The sequence below is a fragment of the Flavobacterium olei genome (genome assembly GCF_039749035.1).
Lineage (GTDB): Bacteria > Bacteroidota > Bacteroidia > Flavobacteriales > Flavobacteriaceae > Flavobacterium > Flavobacterium olei.
The window spans coordinates 276468-303164 of sequence record NZ_JBDKWC010000001.1; the positions used below are offsets into that span (position 1 = coordinate 276468).

Sequence of the window (26697 nt, forward strand, 5' to 3'; positions counted from 1 at the left end):
GAAACTATCTGCACAACATCAGTCGAAGATGGAAGTGGCGGTAAATCTTGAACTTAAAACACTAAATATCAAACAGGATATTACGTATTATAATACTTCAAACGACTCACTGACTTCGATTGTTTTAAATGACTGGAATAATGCTTTTGAAAATAAAAATACGCCTTTAGCCAAACGTTTTTCAGATGAATTTTACAGAGGATTTCATTTGGCAAAAGCAGCCGACAGAGGAAAGACGACTATTATCAATCTTACAGGTAACGATTTAACTGCACTTGAATGGGAAAGAACTGCGGAAAATCCTGATTATATAATTGTAAAGCTGAATCGTAAGCTTCTTCCGAACGAAAAAATCGATATTCATCTTAATTATATTTCAAAAATACCGAATGATAAATTTACCCGTTTTGGCTTTGATCAGAACGGCGGAATGGCTTTAAAAAACTGGTTTTTAAGTCCGGCGCGGTTTGAAAACAGCAGTTTTATTAAATATAACAATTTTAATCTGGATGACATTGCAAATGCTGCAACCGATTATGAACTTGAAATTAAAATTCCAAATCCATATTCATTAACCACAGATTTAAATTCGGTTTCAAAAAATGTCACTAATCCGGAGTATAGCATTTATAAATTTACAGGAAAAAACAGAACCGATTTTAATCTCTATATTGAAAAACAAAATCACTTTAAAACTTTTGATAACGGATTAATTGAAGTTTCTACCGATTTAAAAAGTAAGCGAATTGATGACATTCAGAAAGCTGTAATTATAGATCGTATTGTTTCTTTTGCAGAAAGTTTTATTGGCGAATATCCACATGAAAAAATAGTAGTTTCCCAAATCGATTATGACCGAAATCCTTTTTACGGATTAAATCAGCTGCCGTCATTTATCAGTCCGTTTTCAGATGATTTTATATTTGAAATTCAGTTTTTAAAAACATTCTTAAACAATTACCTCAAGAACAGTCTCCGTTTAGATCCACGAAAAGACAATTGGGTTTACGACGGAATCCAGATTTATGCGATGATGCATTATATGGATGAACATCATAAAGATCAAAAAATGCTCGGAAGGCTTTCGGATATGAAACTTTTTAAAAGCTACCATATTACCAATCTCACATTTAATGAGCAGTACAGCTATTATTATATGCTGATGGCACGTAAAAATCTGGATCAGCCATTGGGAGATTCCAAAAATACACTAATCAAATTCAACGAACAAATTGCAGGTAAATATCGAGCTGGTCTTAGTCTTAGATATTTAGATGATTATTTAAACCACAACATTGTACCCGAAAGTTTAAAAGAATTTTACAATCTGAATAAAGTTGGACAATCAAACCGTTATGACTTAGAGAAAATCTTAACCAAAAAAAGTCCAAAGAATATAGAGTGGTTTTTTAATACCATAATTGATTCCCGAGATATTATTGATTATAAATTTTCTCATGTTTCCAGAACGGCTGACAGTGTAAAATTTTCAATTAATAATAAAACCGGAATTTATGCTCCGATTCCTGTTTACGGAATCAGGAAAAATCAAATTGTCTTTAAAGAATGGATTGAGCCCAAAACCAGGGATTCTGTTTATGAATTTGACAGAAAAAATGCAGATAAAATTGTCATCAACTACGATAATGAAGTTCCAGAATTCAATCAAAGAAACAACTGGCGATCTCTAAAGAGTATTTCTTTCAACCGTCCTGTCAAATTTAATTTTGCCAAAGATTTAGAAGATCCATATTACAACCAAATCCTATATTTGCCGACTCTATATTATAATTATTACGACGGATTTACACCCGGAATTCGCTTTAGTAACAAAACCATTCTGGACAAACCTTTTAATTTTGACATAAATCCTGCGTATTCGCTAAAAGCCGGAACATTGTCTGGATCTTCGGCATTTTCATGGAGTCAATATTACAGAAACAGTACTTTATATAATGTTCGCTATTCGATAAGTCAGAACTTTTTTCATTATGCACCAGATGCTACTTACCTGAGATTAAACCCGATGGTACAGTTTCGTATTCGCGAAAAAGATCTCAGGGACAATAGAAAACAAATGTTTTTATTCCGCCAGGTTATTGTAAATCGGGAAGCAAGTGAATATATCACAGACAATTCAGAACCTAATTATTCGATTTTTAATGCCCGATATTCCAATACCAAAACAGAATTAATAAATCATTTTAATTTCATGACCGATTTACAATTTGCCGGAGAATTTGGCAAGGTGTCGGGGGAAATTGAATACAGAAGATTATTTCAAAATAACCGAAAATTAAATTTGCGACTATTTGCCGGAAGCTTTTTATACAATACCACAAATTCAGATTATTTCAGTTTTGGTTTAGACCGTCCGACCGATTATTTGTTCGATTATAATCTTTTTGGAAGATCTGAAAGTACCGGCTTTTTTAGTCAGCAATATGTCAATGCAGAGGGAGGTTTTAAATCACTGATAGAACCCTCCTACGCCAATCAATGGATGACCACTTTCAACGCCAGTTATGCCGTATGGAACTGGATAGAATTGTATGGTGATGTTGGTTTTCTAAAAAATAAACATCAAAATCCGTTCTTTGCTTATGATACCGGAGTGCGTTTAAATCTGGTTCCGGATTATTTTGAGCTTTATTTTCCGGTGTACAGCAATAACGGCTGGGAAATAACACAAACAAAATACAACGAAAAAGTTAGATTTATAATTACTTTCTCTCCTAAAACATTACTTACTCTTTTTACCCGAAAATGGTTTTAATTAAATAAATTTTAATCAAAAACATAAATTATTATCAATAATTATAGATTAAAAATAAATATAACATAAATAAAATACGTAGTTTTTTCATTTTAAATAGAAATAATTAAATTATATTTATTTTAAAGAATTATGATTATTGATTGTTTTTAAGTAATTTCGCGTCATAAACATGAGCCTTCCAGATTATGATAAAAGAAAAAAACAATACTACGCTGACATTTGAAGATTTCAAAACTGAGGTATTGAATGATTACAGAATCGCTGTTACAAGCCGTGAATGTAGCCTTTTAGGTCGAAAAGAAGTTTTAACAGGAAAAGCTAAATTTGGAATTTTCGGAGACGGAAAAGAAGTTCCTCAGCTTGCAATGGCAAAGGCTTTTAAAAACGGAGACTTTCGTTCCGGATATTATCGCGATCAGACTTTTATGATGGCTATTGGCGAATTAACTGCCAAACAGTTTTTTGCCGGTTTATATGGTCACACCGATCTGGACTTTGATCCCATGTCTGCAGGAAGACAAATGGGCGGACATTTTGTAACGCACAGTTTAAACGAAGACGGTTCCTGGAAAGATTTAACCAAACAGAAAAACTCAAGCGCAGACATATCTCCAACAGCCGGGCAAATGCCCCGTTTATTGGGATTGGCACAAGCCTCTAAAATTTATAGAAATGTTGACGGAATAACCATTAAGGAGAAATTTTCTGTTGATGGAAACGAAGTTGCCTGGGGAACTATTGGTAATGCCAGTACTTCTGAAGGTTTGTTTTTTGAAACTATAAATGCCGCGGGAGTTTTACAGGTTCCGATGGTAATGAGCGTCTGGGATGATGAATACGGAATTTCCGTTCATGCTAAACATCAGACAACTAAAGAAAATATTTCTGAAATATTAAAAGGATACCAACGTGATGAGGATTCTAAAGGTTATGAAATCTTCAGAGTTAAAGGCTGGGATTACGCCGAATTGGTTTCGACTTATGAAAGAGCCGGAGCAATTGCACGCGAACAGCATATTCCGGTTTTAATACACGTTAACGAATTAACGCAACCACAAGGACACTCTACTTCGGGTTCGCACGAGCGCTACAAAAGTGGAGACAGACTTGCCTGGGAGAGAGATTTTGACTGTATTCGTCAAATGCGTTTATGGATGATTGCCATAAATATTGCTTCTCCGGAAGAATTAGCCGAGCTGGATTTTGAATTAAAGAAAGAGGTTCTGGAAGCTAAAAAACAAGCCTGGAACGATTTTATCAATCCAATTATAGAAGATCAAAAAAATCTTCTTGCTTTGCTGGAACAAATTGCAGAGGCAAGTATCAACCACAAAGACAAAATAAAAAAATATATTGCTGAATTAAGCGCTATAAAATCGCCTTTAAAGAAAGAAATGCTTTCTATTACAAGAAAGATTTTGCGTTTTATTGAAGTCCCAAACAGCAGAAAATTATTATCGGACTGGATCACTAATTATATTAGTGCGACACAGGGTAGATTCAGCAGTAATCTTTATTCTGAATCGGACAAAAATGTTTTTTCTGTTGAAAAGGTTCTTCCAAAATATGCTGAAAATGCAAAACCGGATTCTGACGGAAGAATGATTATTCGGGATAATTTTGACGCTTTGTTTACTAAATATCCGGAGACTTTAATTTTTGGTGAAGACGTTGGGAATATCGGAGACGTTAATCAAGGTCTTGAAGGAATGCAGGAAAAATACGGTGAACTTCGTGTTGCCGATGTTGGTATTCGTGAAGCTACGATTATTGGTCAGGGAATCGGGATGGCATTGAGAGGATTACGCCCAATTGCTGAAATTCAGTATTTGGATTATCTATTGTATGCAATTCAGATCATGAGTGACGATTTGGCTACACTTCAATACAGAACCGTTGGAAAACAAAAAGCGCCGTTAATCATCAGAACCCGCGGACATCGTCTGGAAGGAATCTGGCATTCGGGATCTCCTATGGGAATGATTATTAATGCGATTCGTGGAATACACGTTTTGGTTCCGAGAGATATGACTCAGGCAGCAGGGTTTTACAATACACTTCTGGAGTGCGATGAACCAGCTTTAGTGATTGAATGTTTAAACGGATACCGTCTAAAAGAAAAAACGCCACTTAATTTTGGTGAATTTAAAACACCAATTGGAGTTGTTGAGACTTTAAGAGAAGGTACTGACATTACTTTGGTTTCTTACGGATCTACTTTAAGATTGGTTCAGCAGGCTGCCGGAGAATTAGCAGAAATCGGAATTAATTGCGAAGTAATCGATATTCAGTCTTTACTTCCATTCGATATTAATAAAGATATTGTAAAAAGTATTGCAAAAACAAATCGTGTTTTGGTAATTGACGAAGATGTTCCCGGTGGAGCTTCGGCGTATATTTTACAACAAATTCTGGAGGAACAGGATGCTTATAAATACCTGGACAGCAAACCACAGACTTTGGCTGCAAAAGCACACAGACCTGCTTACGGAACTGATGGAGATTATTTCTCTAAACCTTCTGCAGAAGATATTTATGAGAAAGTTTACGGAATGATGAATGAAGTTAATCCTTCTAAGTTTCCTGAATTGTATTAATTAGATTTTAAATTTTAGTCTCGATCCCGAAGCCTCGGGACGGGATAGATTTTAGATTTTATAATAGAAAAAGCTCCATTCGGAGCTTTTCTTGTTTAATCCATCTTATGCCACAATCTTGTCATCCTGACGAAGGAAGGATCTCCGCGACGTGAGTAACCAACGAAGATCCTTCCTTCGTCAGGATGACATACATTATCGAAATCTTTATTTTAATATTCATTTTTTTATCTAGAAGCCAAAATACCCCTCGCCTTTTCCAAATCTTCAGCAGTATCAATTCCAATACTTATATGAGTCGTTTCAACCATTTTAATACGTTTTCCGAATTCTAAATAGCGAAGTTGTTCCAGTTTCTCTGATGCTTCAAGAGATTTCATCGGAAGGCTGTAAAAATCTAATAATGCCTGTTTTCTAAAAGCATAAATTCCTATATGCTGAAAGTAACGAACTCCTGCGCTTATATCTCGCGGATACGGAATTACAGATCTTGAAAAATACAACGCAAACTGCGACTGATCAACGACAACTTTCACATTATTGGGATTATTGATTTCATCCTCATTTTTAATTTCGCGCATCAGCGAAGCGAGATCAACTTTATTCTCAGCATCATTTTTAAAAACCGATAAAACTTGTTCCAAAGGTTCTGCTTCTGTAAAAGGTTCATCACCCTGAACATTTACTACAATATCAACATCTAAATCCGAAATCGCTTCGGCAATTCGGTCGCTACCGGATTCGTGTTCCTTGATACTCATAATCGCTTTTCCGCCATTTGAAATAATTTCATCAAAAATCAAATTGGAATCTGTAACCACAAAAACATCCTGAAATAAGTTTGTAGAAACTGCAGCTTCATACGTTCTTAAAATTACTGTCTTGCCTCCTAAATCCTGCATTAGTTTTGCAGGAAAACGTGTTGAAGCATATCTCGCCGGAATTACCGCTATTATTTTCATTTTATATCTTTAAAATTATTTATCTACATTATTTTTACTGAAGTCATACTTAAAGAACCCGCTAATAATTTATCGTTGAACAAACTCAAATCATCGGTTTTATCTTTTAATCCTAATGAGTATAACAAAGGAAGATAATGTTCCGGCGTTGGAATTGCTAGTTGCAGGGCTTTATTCAATCTCTCAAAATTAATTAAAGGATCAAAATTTCCCTCCAACAAATAATTGTTTACCGTTTCCCTTGCTTCTATCGCCCAATCGTAACCATAATTGTCCTTATCGAAATTCCTGAAATCAACCATCCTGAGATTATGTACAATGTTTCCGCTTCCAATTATTAAAACGCCTTTATAACGTAAAGACTGAAGTTTCTGGGCCAGTTCAAAATGATATTGTCCCGATTTGGTATAATCGATACTTAACTGAATTACCGGAACATTTGCTTTGGGATATAAATGTTTGATCACACTCCAGGCACCATGATCTAATCCCCAGTGTTCGTCTAACTCGACCAAAACCGGATCCAGGATTTTTTGTGTTTCAACAGCCAGTTCCGGACTTCCTTTAGCCGGATATTCTACATCAAAAAGTGCTTGTGGGAAACCTCCAAAATCATGAATCGTTCTGGGCATTTCCATCGCCGTAACTTTTGTTCCTTTGGTAAACCAGTGTGCAGAAACGCACAAAATAGCATTTGGCTGAGGTAAAGTCTTAGCCAAATCCCGAAAACCGGCCACAAACTGATTTTCCTCAATAGCGTTCATAGGGCTGCCGTGTCCTAAAAAAAGAACCGGCATTTTATCGGTATTCGAAAACGAAGAAGAAATCGAATGTAAATCCTGTAGTGTTGTCATCGTTTAGACTTTTTTTTGCCACGAATTCACGATTTTTAATCTTTAGAATAATTTAATTCGTGAATTCGTGGCCAATCAACTATTCTTCAAAACTTTCGTCTTTAAAGCCAATCAAATATAACTTATTTTTGGCACGTGTCATGGCCGTATAAAGCCATCTGATATAATCGCGGTCAATTCCGTTTGGAAGATACGGCTGTTCGATAAAAACTGTATTCCACTGCCCTCCCTGCGATTTATGACATGTAATGGCATAAGAGAATTTAACCTGTAAGCCATTAAAGTATTCGTTTTCTTTTACTTTTTGAAATCTTTTATATTTAGTCGGTTCGTCTTCGTAATCTTTCATCACTTCTTCGTACAAACGATTCGATTCTTCATACGTTAGAGATGGAGATTCACTTTTTAAAGTATCTAAAATTAAAACCGTTTCGAACGGAATTTGATTGGGATAATCGACCATTCTGATTTTGACTTTCGCAAAAGTAAATCCGTATAATTCTTTGATTCCGAAAAGTTCCAAAACTTCAATAATATCTCCATTGGCGATAAATCCCGCTTCATCGGTTTCTTTTAGCCAGAAATAATTATTTTTTACGACCATCAGGAAATCACCAACAGAAAGCTCACTTTCTTTAAATAAAATCCGGCTGCGAATTTGTTCATTGTATTGATTGGCTCTTTTATTAGACCTTACAATAAAAGCAGTGTCTTCGATACTCCAGTTACTGTACGCGGTATTTATTGCATCCTGAATATCATAACCATCTGTTAATCTCACAATATCCTTAAATCGCTTAACATTGAATTTAAACTCTGTAAGAAAACTTTCTTTTAGCAGTTCACGAAGTTCTGTGGCATTGTATAAAATACCCGAACTTTCTTCCTGACGCATTACTTCGTCGAGTTCGATATGTTCGATTTCCTTATCATAATGCACGCCCAAAGTTTGTATATCCAGGGCGGGACTAATATCTAAATTCACCGGAGGCAGCTGGGCAGTATCTCCCAGAAGAATCATTTTACAATTATTTCCTGAATAGACATAATGTATTAAATCGTCTAAAAGTGAACCGCTGTCCAGCGTACTGTCTGAAATCATAGAAGCTTCATCGACTATAAAAATGGTATTTTTATGTTTGTTGACCTGTTTGGTAAAAGCGATTCCTCCACCTGAAGATTTCTTCGGAAAATATATTTTTTTATGAATAGTAAATGCCGGTGTATTCGAGTAGTTGGCGATTACTTTTGCAGCCCGACCCGTTGGTGCCAACAGCACGTATTTTTTATTTATATCCTGAAGATTATTGACAATAGTAGATATAACAGTTGTTTTTCCGGTTCCGGCATATCCTTTCAAAACGAAAATGGTGTCGTTTTGCGGTTCGGTTAGGAAAATAGCAATCTTTTGAAAAAAAATATCCTGCTTATGAGTCGGAGCAAATGGAAATCGTTTTTGTAAAATACCGTAAAACAGTGCAGAATTCATAAAATAATATTGAAATACAAAGTTCGCCTTTTTTAATGGCAATTTCAACTTTAAATTTTTAAACACATTAACCATGTCTTCAGAATAGCAAATCAGCGTCATCAGCGTTAAACAACTTCTCATTAACTTTAATGAACTTAAATCACTAATATGTGTTCAAAAAATCTAATAAACCTTTTTCTTAACCTTGTTTTAAAACGCAATTGAAATTGTTTTTTGAAATTGCAATTATTATTGTTCCTTTTTAATTTGTAAGTTTGTGACGCCTAAAATTCTTTCTTGACTTAAAACAGGTAACGAATTGTAAATCAACTATGTCATTACAAAACACCAACATCACTTCAAAAATTTATAAAAAACTTTCAATTCAGGTTTCCCTGACCGGATTTTCATATTGCTGTTTTGATACTTTAAATAATATTATTACTTCTTTTAAAGAGGTTCAGTTTGAAACCACTAATAAAACTACCAGAATTGAAGAATTGTACAGTGATGCATTTAAAAACAATCCTGACTTAAAAGCAAGTTACGATGAAATAATGGTGATTCATGAAAATAATCTTTCCACGTTTGTGCCGACAGCCTTATTTGATGAAAATTATCTGGGAAGTTACCTTCAGTATACTACCAAAGTCTTTGAAACAGATTTTTTTACTTACGATACGATTTCAAACTATCAGATGAATGCGGTTTATATTCCGTACGTGAATATCAATAATTTCCTGATTGACAACGTTGGTTCTTTCGACTACAAACACGCTAACAGCATTTTGGTAGAAAAAATTCTGGACAATTCACGAAATAATGACGACAAGAAAATGGTCGTAAATTTTAATCCCGGGAATTTTGAAATTATTGTGGTACAGAATCAGAAACTGCTGTTGTTTAATTCATTTGAATATCAGACACCCGAAGATTTTATTTATTATATTCTTTTTACAGCAGAACAACTAAGTCTGAATCCGGAAAGTTTTAAATTAGAATTACTGGGTACTATTACAGAAAATGATGCTTTTTATGCTATTGCATACAAATATATCCGCCATATTTCTTTTATGGATGTTAGTACGCTGAAAGAGAAAAACAGCTTTACAACTGCTCAAAATCAAAAACATTATATCTTATTTCAATCATGAGAATCATTTCAGGAAAATACAAAGGACGCAGAATTTTTCCGCCAAAAAATCTACCTGTACGCCCCACTACTGATATGAGTAAGGAAGCATTATTTAATGTTTTAAACAACCATTTTAGTTTTGACGGCTTAAAGGTTTTGGATTTATTTGCGGGAACGGGAAATATCAGTTTTGAGTTCGCTTCACGCGGAAGTGCTCCAATTACCTCTGTAGACGGAGATTTTGGCTGTGTTAAATTCATAAAACAAATTTCATCAGAATTTGATTTTGATATCGCTGCAACCAAAAGTGATGTTTTTAAATTTCTGGAAAATGCCAAAACTACTTACGACATCATTTTTGCCGATCCACCTTACGGACTGGATCAGGCCACTTTTGAGAAAATTGTTTTAACGGTTTTTGAAAGAGATTTACTAGAGGAAGACGGAATGATGATAATCGAACATTCTAAATATACCAAAATGGACCATTTGAGTAATTTTTCCTTTCAGAAAAGTTATGGTGGATCTTTCTTTAGTTTTTTCGAATTAAATTCTACCGATGACGATGAGGAATTGCCAAATGAGAGTTCGAAAAAAGAAACAGAAGAAGACGAAGGATAATAGTCTTTGTAAAGTATAAAAAATCCCTTAGTTATAAGGGATTTTTATTTTTATTTAATTCGATTCTCGTTTTCATCTACCGTTTTCTTTTTAAACTCCGATTCCGTTATTTTTCCAAAAGAGTATCGAAGCGTAATGGAAATCTCATTAGCATCAACCAGATACCGTCCTCTCGAACTTACATTATTGACCGTAAATCGATCGATATAAATAGTATTTTTAAAAATATCATTATAATTTAAAGTCAGATTCCAGTTTTTACCTAAAGCTTTCGCCAAAGACAAATCAAAAATCAACTTTGCATTTCGCTCAAAAACGCCTTCTTTTTGCTTGGTTGTACCCCAAAATGATAAAACAAATGCAAAATTCTTTGGCAGTTTAAAAGTGTTATTAGAATAGTAATATAAATAGGTTCTGGAAGAATTAAAAACTGCCGATTCATCTTCAATTTTGTTAGTTGCAAAAACTAATGAATTTATGTTTGTCCATATTTTATAAGTAAAAGGCAACGCAAATTCGATATTATAACCTGATTCCTTCTGAAAATTTTTCTCCGTAAAAGTCAATATGTTATTTTGATTATCAAACACAAAATCCTGATAAGTTGGATTTTTATTCTGATAAAAAGTAAGCTTTACAGATTTGTCATGATACTGGAAGACACCCGAAATCACATCGGCAAAAGTTGGTCCTAAATTAATATTGCTCCCATAAACAAAATAAGGATTTATATACGTTGCAATCATACTTAATGAAGAATAATTGGGTCGCGAAATACTTCTTGAGTAATCGACACTTACACTTTTTGTGCTGTCAATTGCAAATGAAACCTGGGCCTTCGGAAAAACATTGGCGTAGTTTTTATCAATTAAAAGAAAATTATCTGTACTGTATTTTCCCCTTACATTTGTATTTTCAATTCGTAATCCAACGGAGAAATCCAGTTTATTAATTTTCCCTGAAAGTTGTGTGTAAGCTGCAAGATTATATTCTTTAAAATTATAGTTAAAAGCAGTATCTTCCTTTTTCTCATAATCAAAAACATCATAATCCGATTTCGATTTTGCCAATGAATAAAGTCCGCCGTATTCCCAGTTCATTCCATTTTTAAACTTTTTTTTCAAATCAATCCGGCCGGAAAATACATTTACATTAAATTTTTGGTCACGATTTTGAGATAATTCAAGTTCTGTTTCATTAAAATTATTTTGAACCAAACTCCACAAATGCTGATTAAAATTTGAAGCCTGAAAACCAGCAAATAATTTAGTATCTATTGCTTTTATTTTCCTGGAATAATTTACAAATGAATTAATGAAATTTTTTGAACTTGAATTCTCACTCCACGTAAAAACATTATTTATCTCGCCCTGATTGTTATTGAATGTAAACGTGTTAATATCAAAAACATCTCTTTTCAATTTATCATTTACATTTATTGAAAAATAATCTTCATCGTTAATTTTATAAAACAGCCCTGCTCCAAAAATATATTCATTTACATCAGAAATTGCGGTTACATCATAATTGGAGATAATATTTGCCTGAGGAATTTGATAAGCAATACCATGGTTTTCCCAGGGATTCCGTCGATTGTAGTTTAGATTGGCTTTCCATTCTAATTTGTCTTTTTTAAAACTGGAATTAAACCCGAAATAATTATTATAATTCTTTTTAAACGAAGCTGTTTCAGAAGCATCGGTTTTAAAACCATCTTTCTTACTTAATTTTCTTGCAATTAAAATTACGGCGCGGCCCTCGGCTTCATATTTAGAAGACGGATTCTGTATAATTTCGATAGTTTTGATATCAGAAACACTTAAAGCGTTTAAATCATTCATTCCGACTCTTTGATTGTCGATATAAATTAACGGAGTTCCTTTACCCACAATTGAAATACTTTCCCGATTGGAACCTATCTGAACCAAAGGAAGTTTTGCGAGTAAGTCGACGGGATTTGGAATCGAATTATAAACCGAATTGGCTACATCTACCTTTATATTGCCGTTATTATTTGTAAATGTTTTTTTATTCTGAGTAACTACGACTTCTTTCAGTTCTTTAGAAATGGAATCTTTTTTTATTTCATTCTGAGCATTTCCGAGCAGCGAAAACAAAAAGAAATATACTATTATGAAAATCTTTAAAGGCAAATAAATATTCATTCTTAAAAATAGTTTGGGTTATGATGATACAAAAGTGAATCAGAAAAGAGTTTTTGAAAGTTAATTGGAGGTTAATGCAGGGTTAATCTGTGCATTGTGTGATAAAAGCACTATTTTTGAAACAGATTTAATAATGATATGAAGCAAAGAATCAACCTCTTAATAACATTTTCTGCTGTGGCGCTTATTGTCCTCACAATGGTGCAATGTTATTTGGTTAAAACCACTTATGATTATAAAGTGGCGCAGTTTCATACTCAAATCAAAAATGAAATTGCACAGATTACCAATAATTACAGTGATATAGATTCTGCCTTTATTTCTAAAAAAGAGATTTTATATAAAGAACTATCAGAGCGTTATATTGAAGGAAAAAATAACAAATTTCAAATCCGAAAAAGTATTATTGAAAATGAATTCAGAGACTCTGTAACTCAGAAAATTCAACGCAAACTGGAGCGTGACCTTCCTAATTTTAAAATTGATTTTGCAATCGTTCTTAACAAATTTATATTGTATAAAAGCACTCAGAAATCTGATACTATTTTTTCTGAAAAACCATTTATACAAAATAAACTGTATGGTAATCTTAACTCTTTAAATCAGGCTTTTCTGGTGCGAAATTATGTCGGAACCACCAATGCCAATCTTGCCGGAGTAGATTATAAATTACTGACGGAGGATTCTATGTACGTTTCTGTTGTCGATTGGGAAATGATTATTTTAAGACGAATGACGTTAATTCTGGTTTTGTCTTTGCTATCTGTTATAACCTTGATCAGTCTTTTTGTAATTGCTATTAAAGCTTTAATCAAACAGAAAAAAGTTAGTGATGTTAAAACCGATTTTATTAATAATATTACACACGAACTTAAAACTCCTTTGGCCACTCTGGGAATTTCGACTAAAATTCTGGAGCAGAAAAACATTCGTGACAACGACGAAAATTTCAACATGATTGTGAATACTATTTCACGTCAGAACAATCGTCTTCAGAATTTAATCGATCAGGTGATGGCCAATTCTTTGGCTGAAAATGAGATTGAACTTCAGAAAGAAAAAATCGAAACAGAAGATTTCCTTTTGTCAATAGTGAATGATTTCAAAATCACATTTCCAAAAATCCATCTTAAAACTGATTTTCAAACACAAAAAACAATTTTGATTCTGGATAAATTTCATGTAACAACTGCGTTTTTAAATGTTTTGGAAAATGCTGTAAAATATGGTTCAGATACCATTACTGTTAAAACCAGTATTATTGAGAACCACTTTTCTATCAGTTTTGAAGACAACGGAATAGGCATTTCAAAAAGCAAACAATCGCTTCTTTTCGATAAGTTTTATCGTGTAGAACAAGGAAATCTGCATAATACAAAAGGCTTAGGTTTAGGGCTTTATTATGTCGATCAAATTATTAAAGCGCATCAGGGTTCTATTGCCGTTATGAGTGATTTAGGAAAAGGTGCCATTTTTACCATTAATTTTAAAGTTTAAATTCTTCCTCTTGAAAAAAATACTTTTAGCCGAAGACGATTCTGATTTTGCTGTAATTCTGAAACAATATTTAGAACTGCACGAATACGAAGTTATCTGGGCAGCAAATGGTGAAATAGCTTTAGATTATTTTAAAAACCAAACTTTTGATATTTGTGTTTTTGATGTGATGATGCCCAAACTCGACGGATTTTCGCTGGCAGAAAAAATAATCAAAATCAACCCCGAAACTCCTTTTATTTTTCTGACAGCCAGAAAACTAAAAGAAGATAAAATTATTGGTCTTAAACTCGGCGCCGACGATTATATTGTAAAACCTTTTGAAGCCGATGAACTTATTCTTCGTCTGCAAAATATATTAAAGCGGGTAGAGCAAAAAAGAAGCCTTAACGGAAATAATATTATCGAAATCGGTTCGTATATTTTTGATAATGAACGTCTAACGCTCAATAGTCAAAATCATATACAGCAGCTTACCGAGAAAGAAGCTTCTCTTATTGAGTATTTATTCCTCAACCACAATCAATTATTAAAAAGGGAACAAATCTTAATGTCGGTATGGAAAAATGACGATTATTTCTCGGGCCGCAGTATGGATGTTTTTATTAGCCGACTACGAAAATATTTTAATTCTGATCCAAAAATCAGCATCGAAAGCGTGCGGAATGTGGGGTTAGAATTTAAAATAAAGAAGGATTGATCATAGAGTGCTTTTATTATTAAAGGAGTATTAAAGAAAAACTTCATAATTCCCAATTATATCAGATGCAAAAGATATAATTTTCGTAATCAATTGTATAATAAACAAATAACAAATCCATTATACATTTGATTAACATTAAACTAAAAGTCATGAACCTAAAACGCTTTTTTGGAGGCTTATTGACGATTCTGGGAATCGTAGGCCTTATTTATACTGCTGTTATTTTCGCCGGAACTTCCGGCGAAACACGCGATGTAAAATCACTTATTATATATGGAATTCTTGGAATAGTTTTCTTCATGTCGGGCATTAGTCTGGTTAGAGCTACTAAGGACGAAGCTTAATATCTTGTGGGTGCTAATAGGCTAAGTTACTAACGTGCTAAGTTTCTTCCACATCCTAAAACTTCTTTTTCTCTCGCAGATTTTGTAAATTTTGGAGATTTAATTAAAATCTGCTTAATCTGCGGGAAAAAGACTTTGTGACTTAACGTCTTCGTGGCAAATCTTCCCTAAAAACCTTATTCTCTAACCGGATCAAGATTCAACTCTGTAAAATCCCGTTCTGTTTTTGAGATTATAATAGTAGCCACTGTATTTCCTATAAGATTGGTAATGGCTCTGGCTTCGCTCATAAATTTATCTACGCCCAATAAAAATGCCAAGCCTTCAACCGGAATTTTATGAAGTGCTGTCAGTGTTGAGGCTAAAACAATAAATCCGCTTCCGGTTACGCCGGCTGCTCCTTTTGATGTAATCATTAAAATGCCAATCACGGTCAGAATCTCAAAAAAGCTCAGATGTACATCATACAATTGTGCAATAAATAAAACCGCCATTGACAAATAGATAGAGGTTCCGTCAAGATTGAAGGAATAACCAGTTGGAATTACTAATCCCACAACTGATTTACTACAACCCATTTTTTCCAGTTTTACCATAATACTCGGCAAAGCAGCTTCCGAAGATGAAGTTCCTAAAACCAGTAAAAGCTCTTCTTTAATATATTTCAAAATCGAAAATATACTTATTTTATAATACTGAAGTATACTTCCTAATACTAAAAACACGAAAAGTGCCATTGTGAGATAAACGCAAAGCATCAGTTTTCCAAGCGGAATCAAAGTTGCCAGTCCAAATTTACCGATTGTATACGCCATTCCGCCAAAGGCACCAATTGGCGCCAGATACATAATATATTTTAATCCTGTAAAAACAACTTTGGAAAATCGCTCGAGAATCAGAATAGTCTGTTCTCTTTTTTTATAAAAATTCAAAGCGATTCCGCAAATAATGGCAACCAATAAAACCTGTAATGTAAAGTTGGAGAGGAAAAAATTGAACCACGAAAAATGTTCCGCAGTTCCTCGTGTGTATTGAGTCGCATCGCCAAAAGTCAAACCTGATTTGTCTATTTTGCCCGGTTTAAAGATATAAGCTACAGATACACCAATAGCGAGCGCTACTGTCGAAACCACTTCAAAATAAGCCAAAGCTTTAACACCAATTCTGCCTACTTTTTTTAAATTTCCCATTCCAGAGATTCCCAGAAGAATCGTCAGAAAAATAATCGGTCCGATGAAGAGAGAAATCAGCTGTATAAATTTCTTTCCAAGAAATTCCATTTTAACCCCGTTTTGCGGAGAAAAGTGTCCCAGTACAATACCGGCAATAATGGCAATTAAAACCCAGAAAGTAAGATTGGTGACAATCGTCGTTAAAAGATTTTTCTTAGGTGATGAAGAAGAATTAGGGGCAGAAATATTCATGAAAATTAGTTAGATAGTTCACAAATATATAAAAAATGCAGACCTGTAAGCCGGATTCTGTTCTTGTCTTATTTTGCAACAAGACAATACCTTATCATTTATCTAGATCCAGCATTACTACTGGACTCCATCTACCTACCCTTCGGCAACGAACGAGAAGCTCTTAAATGCCGATATACTTGGTATTTCACCGCATAGAGTTTACCTGGTTTCACTACAGCATTACCTGTACATACTTTCTGCTGCACTTGTCCTAATCTCATCCGAAGACGTGACCGACGGGCGTTACCCGCTATGCTTCTCTGTGGTGTCCGGACTTTCCTCCCTCCCATCCATAAGACGAGACGACGATAAGGCGGTCTGCGCTGCAAAAGTAGCGATTTATAGAGTAAGAATTCGAAAATTTTATTATTTTAGTTTTTTAGAATTATATAATTAAATCTAAAAACGTAACCTTTAATTTTTTACATCTTTGAAAAAATTTTTAATCTCAATTCTTATCGTTGTTGCTCTTGTTTATCTCTCCGGAAAATTTTACAATATTTATCACGATAATAATTTATTGGAAACTGAAACCGTTGTAAACATTTACCCTAATCTTCCTGATCATAAAGTCGATGAATTCTTTAATCTTCCAAAAGGAACATTTGACAGTAAAAAACATCAAATTTTGTATAGTTTTGTAAAATCCGATGGCTATTTGCTTGACTATTATCTAAATTTACCTATTTACAATTACCAAAACAGAAATAACATTAATTGCGAGGAAAGCTATTCAAACGAAAAACATTCACGTATTTCAAGAAATGAAATTGTTGATGACGGAATGTTATATGTAAGATTATCAAGTGATTTACGAGCTGGCACTTCCAAAGCAAAATCACAATCAAATCTTGCGATTAAAACGCTGCCAATCAGTTTTACATTTGGTAAAATCAACAGTGTAATTGTTAATGAGAAAGGAACCATCAGATATTGCCCTTGATACAACTGCGGTCATTTTTGTTATTTAAAACAATTCTTCTAACTTTTTAATTTTAAATTGGTTATCTTTAAAATTCAGTAATTTTTAAAGTCAGTATTATGAAAAGAATGTATCATTACGCAACTGTTTCAAAAGCTTTAGATCAATTGAATGAGAAAGGGTTTACCTGCGATTTTAATTTAAATGCAGATATGATTAAGAAAAATCCCGAGAAATTTGAAATTGTTCATGTGTATCGATACGAGGGAGAATCGGACCCGGGCGATGAAGCAGTTGTATACGGAATTAAATCTGTAACAGGCAAAAAAGGAGTCTACGTAGCGGGTTTTTCGGCCGATTCTGATCAGGAAACGGCAAAATTTTTATTTGATTTGAGTATTAGAGGAAGGTAAATTCTTTAGGCTTAAAAATGTAAAATCCAAATTCCAATTGTGCAGATGCAGAATTGGAATTTGGATTTTTTAATTGAATCTTTTAAATCTTCGCGATTCGAAATTATAGCGTCGGAATCTTTAGTTTCCATCCCGGCTGAATTAGATCAGGGTTTGAAATAATATCTTTATTGGCTTCAAAAATATCCTGCCAGGTCACACCATATGCTTTGGCTATTTTAGAAAGTGAATCTCCGGATTCTACAGTATATTCTCTTGATGCTCCTTCGATAACATCAATATTCATTACCAGATCTGCAGAGCGATAATCGGGATCTATTTTATTATAGGCATCCCAAATTTTATCCTTATCTGCCGCAGATTTCGCTGTACCATCAATATATAGTACATTATTTTGTTCTCTCACTTCTAAATTAGAAACTCCTAATTGAGAAGCAAGATCTGTTACACCTTTATACTTATCCTGTAAATTCATACTGCCTTATTTTACAATTAATTTATTATCTACTTTTCCGGGTTTTAGTTCCTGCAGACTTTGCATTAAAGGCTGTAATTTTTCTCTTTTGATTTCGCCAGAAAGTGTTACAACACCACCAACTACAGTTACACTAACTCCATCGTAAGCATCTACTACTTTGTGCACAGATTTATCCAGCTCTGCATCTGAATTAATCACAACAGTTGCCGCAGCAGGTTCCTGATTTGCTCTTGCAAGTTCACAAGTGTTCACGACAGATTTTACTCCTTTTACCGCTTTTACACTTTTTTCAATATTTTTTTTGAAAATTTCATCCTCACAAGTACCTGTAATAGTGGCCACTCCTTCGTGAACTGTAACTTGTACGCCCGGGCTATCGCCTAATTTTTCAGTGATTGCTTTTTCAATATCTGCATCTTTTGGAGCGCATGACGCAAAAGACAACGCAAGGACCATTCCTAATAAGATTGATTTAAATTTCATAATGATATATTTTTAATAATTAACCTTTTCAAAATTAAACAGATTAAGTATCAAATCATTATAGGAATGTTAATTGGTTTTATATCATTTCCAGTTATTCGCCTCCCGTAATTTAAGCAGCAATTCTTGCATTTGAGTTGCAGGCATTTTCACTGCCGATTCTACTTTTAAATTCTCTTCAGTAATAATCAAAACTTCCTGGTTATCTTCTACGAAACCCGATGGATAACTTTCAAAGCTAGGATTCGAAATTAAAGTTTCTTTTTTACCATCGTTAAACCAACCATAATTTACTTCATAAATAACCTTATTTTCTAAAATTTGAATCGTTTCCTGCCCATAAGTATTCCACAAAGCTATTCGAAGTGAATAAAAGCCTATTAAGGAGAAAATACCTATTGAAATGAAATAACCAATATGTAAGCCGCTTCCCAATACGATACCGAAAATTGTGCCTACTATCGGAAAAGCAAAAAAAGCAAAAGCCAGAATAAACAATATTAATCTTACTATATAAGGAGATTTTTTTACTTTTAAATTTAAAATATTGTTTTGAAAAGAATGTTGTTGCATGTATATTTTTTTATTTCTTAATAACTTTTCGTGCCTGATTTAAAAGAAACTTACTCTCAAAGGAACTTTTGTTCTCGCTATATTTCCTTTATAATTTCCAGGATTCCAATTATTATATTTTTCCTGAATTGTTTGTATTGCGAAATTTATTAATTTCTGTTTAAGCTCTTTATCTTTAAAACTCGAATGATAATAACTTACTTCAAACTGGGTTAAAGTTCCATTTTTTTCAACAATGAAATCTAAATAAAGAAAAATGTATTTTTTCAAACTTTGCTTTATTGGTAAATTTGTTTTTAAGGTTAAATAATAATCATTTTCAAAATAAACTTTTTTGTCTAATGATTGAGGCATTTCTTCTTTTTTCAAATCAAAAACATTTATTACTGCATTATTTTGGTTAATGTTTTTTATAAATAATTTTTGAGCTTCATTTTCAATTTCCGAAATATAATTCTCTCCATATTTTTCTTTCATTTTCAAATTAATATAATCTTTGTAGCAACCTCTTGTATGACCTTCATAATCTACACAACCCAGCTCTTCAATTCCTAATTTAAATCCTTTACTTTTTAACACAACTTCAATTTCAGCTTGATAAGGTATTGAATTACATCCATAACATATAGTCTGTACATAAACACCTTTATGTTTTTTAAGATCTTTTTTTGCTCTTTCCACAGAAAAAAAACAAAGAGAATCCGATGATGGGGGATTCATCAAATATTTTATATCCATAGTTTTCTTTTGTGGAAGTTTAATCGTCGAAATATCTAATGAATTCTTTACTTTTTTATAAGGCTGATCTACACAACTAACCATAAAAAGTATTAAAAAAATATAGAAAATCAGGTATTGTTTAATCATCTTCAGCTAATTGTTTGGGCTAAATTAATCCTTTTTTCATTACAAAAAATAAATACCAAAATTGAAATAAAGAATTACATTTATGTAAAGCCCTTAATCACAAATGATAAATATTTTATATTTCGAATGGTTAGAATCTTTCAATTTTTAAATTTTTAAATCCGTAAATTATACTCTATATTTGCTATCGAATAAAAGAGAATATGGAACAATTTGTAGTATCGGCTCGTAAGTATCGCCCGCAGACCTTTAAGGATGTTGTGGGGCAGAAAGCCATTACCAACACTTTGTTGAATGCTATTGACAGCAATCACCTTGCTTCTGCTCTTTTGTTTACAGGACCTCGTGGAGTTGGTAAAACTACCTGTGCACGTATTTTGGCCAGAAAGATAAACCAGCCCGGTTACGACGATCCGACGGAGGATTTTGCATTTAACGTTTTTGAGTTAGATGCCGCTTCCAACAACTCTGTTGATGATATTAGAAGTCTTATTGATCAGGTTCGAATTCCACCGCAAACCGGACAGTATAAGGTTTATATTATTGATGAGGTTCATATGTTGTCTTCGGCTGCTTTTAATGCTTTTCTTAAGACATTGGAAGAACCGCCAAAACATGCTATTTTCATTTTAGCGACAACAGAAAAACACAAAATTATCCCGACGATATTATCCCGTTGCCAGATTTTTGATTTTAAAAGAATTACAGTTAAGGATGCTAAAGAGCATCTGGCTGAAGTTGCTGCAAGTCAGGGAATTAATTTCGAAGACGATGCACTGCACATTATTGCGCAAAAAGCAGATGGCGCTATGCGTGACGCTTTGTCGATTTTTGACCGTGTGGTTTCTTATTGCGGAACCAATTTAACACGTCAGGCTGTAACGGAAAACCTAAACGTTTTAGATTACGAAACGTATATTTCTGTCACGGATCTTATTTTAGAAAATAAAATTCCGGATCTCCTTTTGGCTTACAATGATATTCTGTCCAAAGGATTTGACGGACATCATTTTATAGCCGGCCTTGCTTCGCATTTTAGAGATTTATTGGTAAGCAAAACCCCTGCCACTATTGCTTTATTAGAAGTTGGAGAACAAGCACAGCAAATGTATGCCGCACAGTCTCAGAAATGTTCCCAAGATTTTCTGTTAAGAGGAATTGATATTGCCAACGACTGTGATTTAAAATACAAACTAAGTCAGAACCAACGTCTTTTGGTTGAATTATGTCTGATGCAACTGGCCTCTATCAACTTTGATGGAGAAAAAAAAAAGCTGAGCAATTCATAATTCCGCCCGTTTACTTTAAAAATGGAGGTTATTCTATTGTTGAAGTCCAAAATCCAAAACCTATTGTCGAAAATGCTTCGGTAATACAAAACCAGTCATCTTCAACTGAAAAAACGGAAGATGCTCCACAAAATACGATTCCGCAACCCGCACAAGTTGTTGAAAATCTGAAAGTTCAGACGCCAGAAACTCCCAAAACAGAAACCAATAATACCCCAAAAGTCTCTGCTTTTTCGCTCGCCAGTATTCGTAAGAAAAAAGAAATGGAAGCCAGCAGCAAATCCTACGTTAAACCGACTTCTGTTTTACCGACGGAAGAATTTAACGAGACAGACATGCGTCTTCATTGGAATAAATATGCAGAGCGTCTGGGACAAAAAGGACTGAAGATAATGGAATCTATTTTATTGATTAATGATCCTATTTTGGAAGGTACCACAATTACATACGAATTGCCAAATGAAGGTTCCAAACTGGATTTTGAAAGTCAGATGAATGGATTATTGGGTTATTTAAAAGGACATTTGCATAATCATGATATCACTATCGATGTTATTGTAAACGAGCAGGTAGAAATGAAGAGAACGTACAACAATCAGGATCGTTATAATCGCTTTTTAGAAATAAATCCAAACATTGAACTTTTACGCTCAACATTTGGATTAGATTTGAAGGAGTAATTTTTCGCAAAAAATCTCGTTTATTTATTTTTAAGACCTAAATCATAGACTTTTTCAAGCCATTTTTTTCTTTGTTCTTCGGCGGCAGTTTTTACAATTCCGATATAGCTTACTTTTATTGGCTTTACTCCGCAAAATTCTAAAGTTGATTTCTTTAACTGATTGACGCTTGGTCTTCCAAAAGCAAGACGATAATACCAACCCGGCTGATCTAAAGTAGTGATAATGTGCGCGGTTTTCCCTTTAAGCAATTTGTCCCACCAAACGGAATTTTCCCGGTATTGAAATGTCATTCCCGGCAAAAACAAACGATCAATAAAGCCTTTGGTAATAGCCGGAAGTCCGCCCCACCAAACGGGATGCAACCAGACCAGATGATCGGCTCTTTTTATTTTCTCCCAGGATTCTACTAAATCCGGTTCTAAATCTGTTCGTTTTTGGTAACCAAACTTTAAATTCGGATTGAAGTTTAAATTTGCAATTGTAATAGTTTCGACAGCTGCTCCTGAAGCAATAGCGCCATTTTTATACGATTCTGCTAGTGCGAAATTGAAGCTTTCGGCATTTGGGTGTCCGTTTATAATCAGTATTTTTTTCATAGTAATGTTTTTCCAAAAATACTTTTTGCGATTTTTCTTTTACAGGACAAATGTCCTAAAAACGCTCTTTATTATTTCATGCAGGTTGGGCAGATGCTGATGATTAAGATTTTACAGATTTCTCTATAATCCTGCATGTCTTACTTGTCTTGAATCTGCTAATTTTATGCTAAATTACAGCTTTCCTGATGCGGCTTAAGTGTCTTGGTGTTACTCCTAAATACGAAGCTAAATATTGCAGCGGAATTAGCTGTACATATCTTTGATGATTTTTATAAAGCTCCTCATATCGCTGGGCAGCGGAAAATTTCTGAAATGAAACCATGCGCTTGTGAAGATTGACAAATTCCAGTTCAGTGAGTTTTCTACCGGTTTCCTGCCAGTTGAAACCTGATTGATAGAGTTTTTCCAGATCTTTTCTATTTAAAACCTGTAACTCTGTATCGGCGAGTGCCTGAATATTTTCTTCTGCTTTTTCTTCTGTAATAAAACTGGCAAAAGAAGCCATAAACTCATTTTCAAAAGCAAAACAATTGGTAATTTCATCTCCTTTATGGTTGACGAAGAAAGAACGCAGAATTCCTTTTTTTATAAAGACAACTTCATTACAAACTTCATTTTCAGTCAATAAAAGCTCTCCTTTTTTTAAGGTACGAAATTGTACTAAATCATCTAAAAGATTTAATTCCACGTCAGAAAAATTTTGAACGGATTTAAAAACTGATTTCATAAGATAATTTTGCCACGAATTAATAAATTATACAGCAACTAATGGAAAATCCGTGGCTAAAAAATTAAATTTTTCCGTAATACATTGCTTTTACGATCCCATCAGAAAGTCCGATTTTAGGAACATAAATTTGTCTGGCACCGCTCCATTTCATTGCATTCAGATAAATTCTGGTGGCGTGGATAATTACGTCTGCACGGTCAGAATTCAAACCTAATTCTGCAATTCTCTGTTCGTAAGTCAATGAATTTAAAAAAGCATATTGCGAGTTGACATAAATGTACGAAAGCGGCTTTTCCTGCTGTTTTCCGGACATTTTAAACAGTTTATTAATGTTTCCGCCAGAACCAATTAAGGTAACCTCATGATAGTCTGCTGTATTAGTCTTGATCCATTTTTCGATTTCATCCCAAACCACATCGTGTACCATATTATTCAGCAAACGAACGGTTCCGGCTTTAAAAGATCTTGAATTAATTAATTTACCGTCAGAAAACAATGTAAATTCTGTACTTCCACCACCCACATCAACAAATAAATAGGTTTCGTCTGATTTTATTAAATGATGTAAATCAGTCGATGCAATAATAGCCGCTTCTTTTTTACCGTCTATAATTTCGATTTTTATGTCGGCTTTTTTCTTAATTAATGCCACAACTTCTTTGGCGTTGTATGCTTCGCGCATTGCAGAAGTTGCAAAGGCCATATAACGCTCTACTTTATGTACTTTCATCAAAAGATTGAATGCTTTCATGGCATCAACCATTCGGTCTATATTTTCGGGTGAAATTTCTCCAACAGTAAAGGCATCCTGCCCCAGACGAATCGGCACACGAACGAGGGAACTTTTATTAAACTGCGGTTCTTTACCATCCTGCTCCACAACATTAGATATCAATAGCCTCATGGCATTTGATCCGATATCTATTGCTGCAAACTTCCTAATATTAATCATGCTCACTTTATGATTTGAAATTGGTTTTTATTATAATTTTACTTTTTGAGGAACCTGTTCTAACAATGCTAATTTATTCTGGTAATATTTATAGGTCTCAAACTGGGCTCTAAATGGAGCATGATGATTTTTCGGCTTATATTTATTATCTAATTTATAAGAATGATATCTCACTTTTACATTTCCTTTCCAGGCAATATTAAAATTATCAATCAATTCTTTTTTAATTTCAAGATCGTAAATAGGACATGTAACTTCTACTCTTCCATCAAGATTTCTGGTCATGAAATCGGCAGACGAAATATAAACTTCGGTTAAACCTGCATTTCCAAAAATATATACTCTTGTATGTTCCAGATAGTTATCTACAATGCTAATGGCTTCTATGTTTTCGCTCATTCCGGGAATTCCGGGAATCAACGAACAAATTCCTCTTACCTGCAACTGAATTTTCACTCCGGCATTACTGGCTTCGTATAATTTATCTATCATTTTAAAATCAGATAAACTATTCATTTTTAATTTAATATGCGTTTTTCTTCCTGCCAGTGCGTGAAGAATTTCGCGGTCAATCAGTTTTATAAATTTCGTTCTGGTATAATGTGGTGATACAATTAAATGTTTGTATCGGTGTACTCTGTAATTGATATCAAAAAACTCAAATATCTTTGAGGTATCTTTTAAAATTCCCTGATGACATGTTAAAAGCGTTACATCTGTATATATTTTAGCTGTAGACTCGTTAAAGTTACCGGTCGAAATAAATCCGTATCGACGGTTTTTACCTTCCTCTAATCTTTCTATAACACATATCTTACTGTGGACTTTTAGACCTTTTATTCCAAAAATAAGTTCAATACCTTCTGTCTGCATTTGCTCTGCATATGAAATATTAGAAGCTTCATCAAAACGCGCCTGAAGTTCTATCTGAACGACAACCCTTTTACCGTTTTTTGCTGCATTTATCAATGAACTGATTATCTGAGAGTTCTTTGCCAAACGGTACAAAGTAATTTTGATGCTCGTCACTTTAGGATCTAATGCTGCTTCCCTAAGGAACTTTGTCAGATAAGAAAAGGACTGATAAGGTGCATGTACCAAATAGTCTTTTTTTGAAATCTTTTCTAAAATACTACCTTCCAGACTTAGCCCCGGAACCGGTAAAGGTTCGTTTGGTTTGTATAATAAATCGAAGCGTCCCAGATTGGGAAAGTCCATATAGTCTCGGCGGTTGTGATATCTTCCGCCGGGAATGATACTGTCTGTTTCTACTATTTTCATTTTATCCAGAAAGAAATGAAGCGTATCATCTTCAATTAAACTATCATAAATAAAACGGACAGGCTCTCCCATTCTTCGGTCTTTCACAGACGAAGATATTTTTTCGAGCATACTTTTACTCAAATCACTGTCGATATCTAATTGTGCATCCCGGGTAATTTTGATCATGTGGGCAGAAACACTCTTATAATCGAATATATTGAATATGTTTTTAAGCTTAAAACGAATTACATCGTCAATTAAAATGACATATTGTTTTTCATCTTCAGAAGGAAGAACCACAAATCGGTTTATGTTTTTCGGAATCTCGATTAGAGCATATCTAACCTCATCGTTATTGAGTTCCAGACGAACGGCCAAGTATCCTAAAGTATCTTTTAAGATTGGAAAAACGGCCAGATCATTTAAGATAATGGTAACCAGTTCGGGACTTAATTTTTGTGTATAAAAGTCTTTTAAAAAACATTCCTGTTGTGGGGTAATCTGGGTTTCGTTAATAATAAAAATATTTTCAGCTTCAAGCTCGGCTTCGATATTTCCAAGAATACGCAGACTTTCAGACTGTTGTTGTATAACAATTTCTGTGATATCTTTAATTAACTGATGAGCAGAAACACCTCCTAAATATTTTTCGCCAGAAATACCAGAGAGACTTAATCGTCGAATGGCTGCATAACGAACCCTGAAAAATTCGTCTAAATTGTTCGAAAAAATTCCAACAAAACGCAGTCTGTCTAAAAGTGGTACCGTATTGTCTGCTGCTTCCTGAAGCACGCGCGCATTAAACGCCAGCCAGCTTTTTTCTCTATCAATATATTTCTGTTCGTACACGG

The 26697-nt window shown here is 33.9% G+C and carries 24 protein-coding genes and 1 other RNA gene; 11 read left to right on the forward strand and 14 right to left on the reverse strand.

Going from position 1 to position 26697, the window contains the following annotated elements; translation table 11 throughout:
- Nucleotides 1-28 precede the first annotated feature (28 nt).
- Both ABEB31_RS01160 and ABEB31_RS01165 read left to right on the forward strand, forming a co-directional pair.
- Nucleotides 29-2776 (forward strand): gluzincin family metallopeptidase, encoded by a 2748-nt coding sequence (locus tag ABEB31_RS01160; RefSeq protein ID WP_347050031.1) that lies wholly within the window; start codon nt 29-31, stop codon nt 2774-2776.
- Nucleotides 2777-2964: 188 nt separating this feature from the next.
- Nucleotides 2965-5376, forward strand: coding sequence for an alpha-ketoacid dehydrogenase subunit alpha/beta (locus tag ABEB31_RS01165; RefSeq protein WP_347049480.1), 2412 nt, complete (start codon nt 2965-2967; stop codon nt 5374-5376).
- Between the two features lie 227 nt (nt 5377-5603).
- On the opposite strand, the gene kdsB is transcribed toward ABEB31_RS01165, so the two are convergent.
- The 3 genes from kdsB to ABEB31_RS01180 all read right to left on the reverse strand — a co-directional run bounded on the left by kdsB (nt 5604) and on the right by ABEB31_RS01180 (nt 8681).
- Nucleotides 5604-6338 carry a 3-deoxy-manno-octulosonate cytidylyltransferase gene (kdsB, locus tag ABEB31_RS01170; protein ID WP_347049481.1) on the reverse strand — a complete coding sequence of 245 codons (735 nt, stop codon included), beginning with the start codon at nt 6336-6338 and terminating at the stop codon, nt 5604-5606.
- A gap of 23 nt (nt 6339-6361) precedes the next feature.
- Nucleotides 6362-7192 carry a 4,5-DOPA-extradiol-dioxygenase gene (gene ygiD, locus ABEB31_RS01175; RefSeq protein ID WP_347049482.1) on the reverse strand — a complete coding sequence of 277 codons (831 nt, stop codon included), beginning with the start codon at nt 7190-7192 and terminating at the stop codon, nt 6362-6364.
- Between the two features lie 79 nt (nt 7193-7271).
- Nucleotides 7272-8681 carry an ATP-dependent DNA helicase gene (locus ABEB31_RS01180; RefSeq protein WP_347049484.1) on the reverse strand — a complete coding sequence of 470 codons (1410 nt, stop codon included), beginning with the start codon at nt 8679-8681 and terminating at the stop codon, nt 7272-7274.
- 314 nt (nt 8682-8995) lie between these two features.
- Between ABEB31_RS01180 and ABEB31_RS01185 the strand changes: the two genes are divergently transcribed.
- Together ABEB31_RS01185 and ABEB31_RS01190 are read left to right on the forward strand one after the other, a co-directional pair.
- Entirely contained in the window at nt 8996-9817 is an 822-nt protein-coding gene (locus ABEB31_RS01185) for a DUF3822 family protein (RefSeq protein ID WP_347049485.1), read from the forward strand.
- Nucleotides 9814-10419, forward strand: coding sequence for an RsmD family RNA methyltransferase (locus ABEB31_RS01190; RefSeq protein WP_347049487.1), 606 nt, complete (start codon nt 9814-9816; stop codon nt 10417-10419). The genes ABEB31_RS01185 and ABEB31_RS01190 overlap by 4 nt, the downstream gene beginning before the upstream one ends.
- Nucleotides 10420-10469: 50 nt before the next feature.
- Here ABEB31_RS01190 and ABEB31_RS01195 read toward each other — a convergent pair whose 3' ends face one another.
- Nucleotides 10470-12584: a TonB-dependent receptor domain-containing protein gene (locus ABEB31_RS01195; protein ID WP_347049488.1), complete on the reverse strand. Its 2115-nt coding sequence runs from the start codon at nt 12582-12584 to the stop codon at nt 10470-10472.
- 138 nt (nt 12585-12722) lie between these two features.
- On the opposite strand from ABEB31_RS01195, the gene ABEB31_RS01200 reads away from it, so the two are divergent.
- The 3 genes from ABEB31_RS01200 to ABEB31_RS01210 all read left to right on the forward strand — a co-directional run bounded on the left by ABEB31_RS01200 (nt 12723) and on the right by ABEB31_RS01210 (nt 15128).
- Nucleotides 12723-14081 carry a sensor histidine kinase gene (locus ABEB31_RS01200; protein WP_347049490.1) on the forward strand — a complete coding sequence of 453 codons (1359 nt, stop codon included), beginning with the start codon at nt 12723-12725 and terminating at the stop codon, nt 14079-14081.
- A gap of 10 nt (nt 14082-14091) precedes the next feature.
- Entirely contained in the window at nt 14092-14781 is a 690-nt protein-coding gene (locus ABEB31_RS01205) for a response regulator transcription factor (protein ID WP_347049491.1), read from the forward strand.
- Nucleotides 14782-14933: 152 nt separating this feature from the next.
- A complete protein-coding gene (locus ABEB31_RS01210) occupies nt 14934-15128 on the forward strand; it encodes a hypothetical protein (protein WP_347049493.1) in 195 nt (64 codons plus the stop codon).
- A gap of 176 nt (nt 15129-15304) precedes the next feature.
- On the opposite strand, the gene ABEB31_RS01215 is transcribed toward ABEB31_RS01210, so the two are convergent.
- Nucleotides 15305-16552, reverse strand: a complete 1248-nt coding sequence (locus tag ABEB31_RS01215) for a cation:dicarboxylate symporter family transporter (RefSeq protein WP_347049495.1) — start codon at nt 16550-16552, stop codon at nt 15305-15307.
- A gap of 30 nt (nt 16553-16582) precedes the next feature.
- An RNA gene (gene rnpB / locus ABEB31_RS01220) (RNase P RNA component class A) lies at nt 16583-16919 on the reverse strand.
- A gap of 105 nt (nt 16920-17024) precedes the next feature.
- On the opposite strand from rnpB, the gene ABEB31_RS01225 reads away from it, so the two are divergent.
- Nucleotides 17025-17537, forward strand: coding sequence for a hypothetical protein (locus ABEB31_RS01225; RefSeq protein ID WP_347049498.1), 513 nt, complete (start codon nt 17025-17027; stop codon nt 17535-17537).
- Nucleotides 17538-17635: 98 nt separating this feature from the next.
- Nucleotides 17636-17929 carry an SH3 domain-containing protein gene (locus ABEB31_RS01230; RefSeq protein WP_347049500.1) on the forward strand — a complete coding sequence of 98 codons (294 nt, stop codon included), beginning with the start codon at nt 17636-17638 and terminating at the stop codon, nt 17927-17929.
- A 103-nt stretch (nt 17930-18032) separates the two neighbouring features.
- Here the strand turns inward: ABEB31_RS01230 and ABEB31_RS01235 are convergent, their stop codons facing one another.
- The 4 genes from ABEB31_RS01235 to ABEB31_RS01250 all read right to left on the reverse strand — a co-directional run bounded on the left by ABEB31_RS01235 (nt 18033) and on the right by ABEB31_RS01250 (nt 20330).
- Nucleotides 18033-18404 carry a LysM peptidoglycan-binding domain-containing protein gene (locus ABEB31_RS01235; protein WP_347049502.1) on the reverse strand — a complete coding sequence of 124 codons (372 nt, stop codon included), beginning with the start codon at nt 18402-18404 and terminating at the stop codon, nt 18033-18035.
- 6 nt (nt 18405-18410) lie between these two features.
- Nucleotides 18411-18890 carry a BON domain-containing protein gene (locus ABEB31_RS01240; RefSeq protein WP_347049504.1) on the reverse strand — a complete coding sequence of 160 codons (480 nt, stop codon included), beginning with the start codon at nt 18888-18890 and terminating at the stop codon, nt 18411-18413.
- A gap of 84 nt (nt 18891-18974) precedes the next feature.
- A complete protein-coding gene (locus tag ABEB31_RS01245; protein WP_347049506.1) occupies nt 18975-19463 on the reverse strand; it encodes a hypothetical protein in 489 nt (162 codons plus the stop codon).
- A gap of 39 nt (nt 19464-19502) precedes the next feature.
- Nucleotides 19503-20330 carry a hypothetical protein gene (locus tag ABEB31_RS01250; RefSeq protein ID WP_347049507.1) on the reverse strand — a complete coding sequence of 276 codons (828 nt, stop codon included), beginning with the start codon at nt 20328-20330 and terminating at the stop codon, nt 19503-19505.
- A 203-nt stretch (nt 20331-20533) separates the two neighbouring features.
- Here ABEB31_RS01250 and dnaX point away from each other — a divergent pair, with 203 nt between their 5' ends.
- Together dnaX and ABEB31_RS01260 are read left to right on the forward strand one after the other, a co-directional pair.
- Entirely contained in the window at nt 20534-21619 is a 1086-nt protein-coding gene (dnaX, locus tag ABEB31_RS01255) for a DNA polymerase III subunit gamma/tau (protein WP_347049508.1), read from the forward strand.
- 263 nt (nt 21620-21882) lie between these two features.
- Nucleotides 21883-22299: a DNA polymerase III subunit gamma/tau gene (locus ABEB31_RS01260; RefSeq protein WP_347049510.1), complete on the forward strand. Its 417-nt coding sequence runs from the start codon at nt 21883-21885 to the stop codon at nt 22297-22299.
- Nucleotides 22300-22319: 20 nt separating this feature from the next.
- Here the strand turns inward: ABEB31_RS01260 and ABEB31_RS01265 are convergent, their stop codons facing one another.
- The 4 genes from ABEB31_RS01265 to ppk1 form a co-directional block, all read right to left on the reverse strand.
- Nucleotides 22320-22898 carry an NAD(P)H-dependent oxidoreductase gene (locus ABEB31_RS01265; protein WP_347049511.1) on the reverse strand — a complete coding sequence of 193 codons (579 nt, stop codon included), beginning with the start codon at nt 22896-22898 and terminating at the stop codon, nt 22320-22322.
- A 169-nt stretch (nt 22899-23067) separates the two neighbouring features.
- Nucleotides 23068-23628 (reverse strand): Crp/Fnr family transcriptional regulator, encoded by a 561-nt coding sequence (locus ABEB31_RS01270; protein ID WP_347049512.1) that lies wholly within the window; start codon nt 23626-23628, stop codon nt 23068-23070.
- Between the two features lie 64 nt (nt 23629-23692).
- Nucleotides 23693-24583 (reverse strand): Ppx/GppA phosphatase family protein, encoded by an 891-nt coding sequence (locus ABEB31_RS01275; protein WP_347049513.1) that lies wholly within the window; start codon nt 24581-24583, stop codon nt 23693-23695.
- Between the two features lie 30 nt (nt 24584-24613).
- Nucleotides 24614-26695 (reverse strand): polyphosphate kinase 1, encoded by a 2082-nt coding sequence (gene ppk1, locus ABEB31_RS01280; RefSeq protein ID WP_347049514.1) that lies wholly within the window; start codon nt 26693-26695, stop codon nt 24614-24616.
- Nucleotides 26696-26697 lie beyond the last annotated feature (2 nt).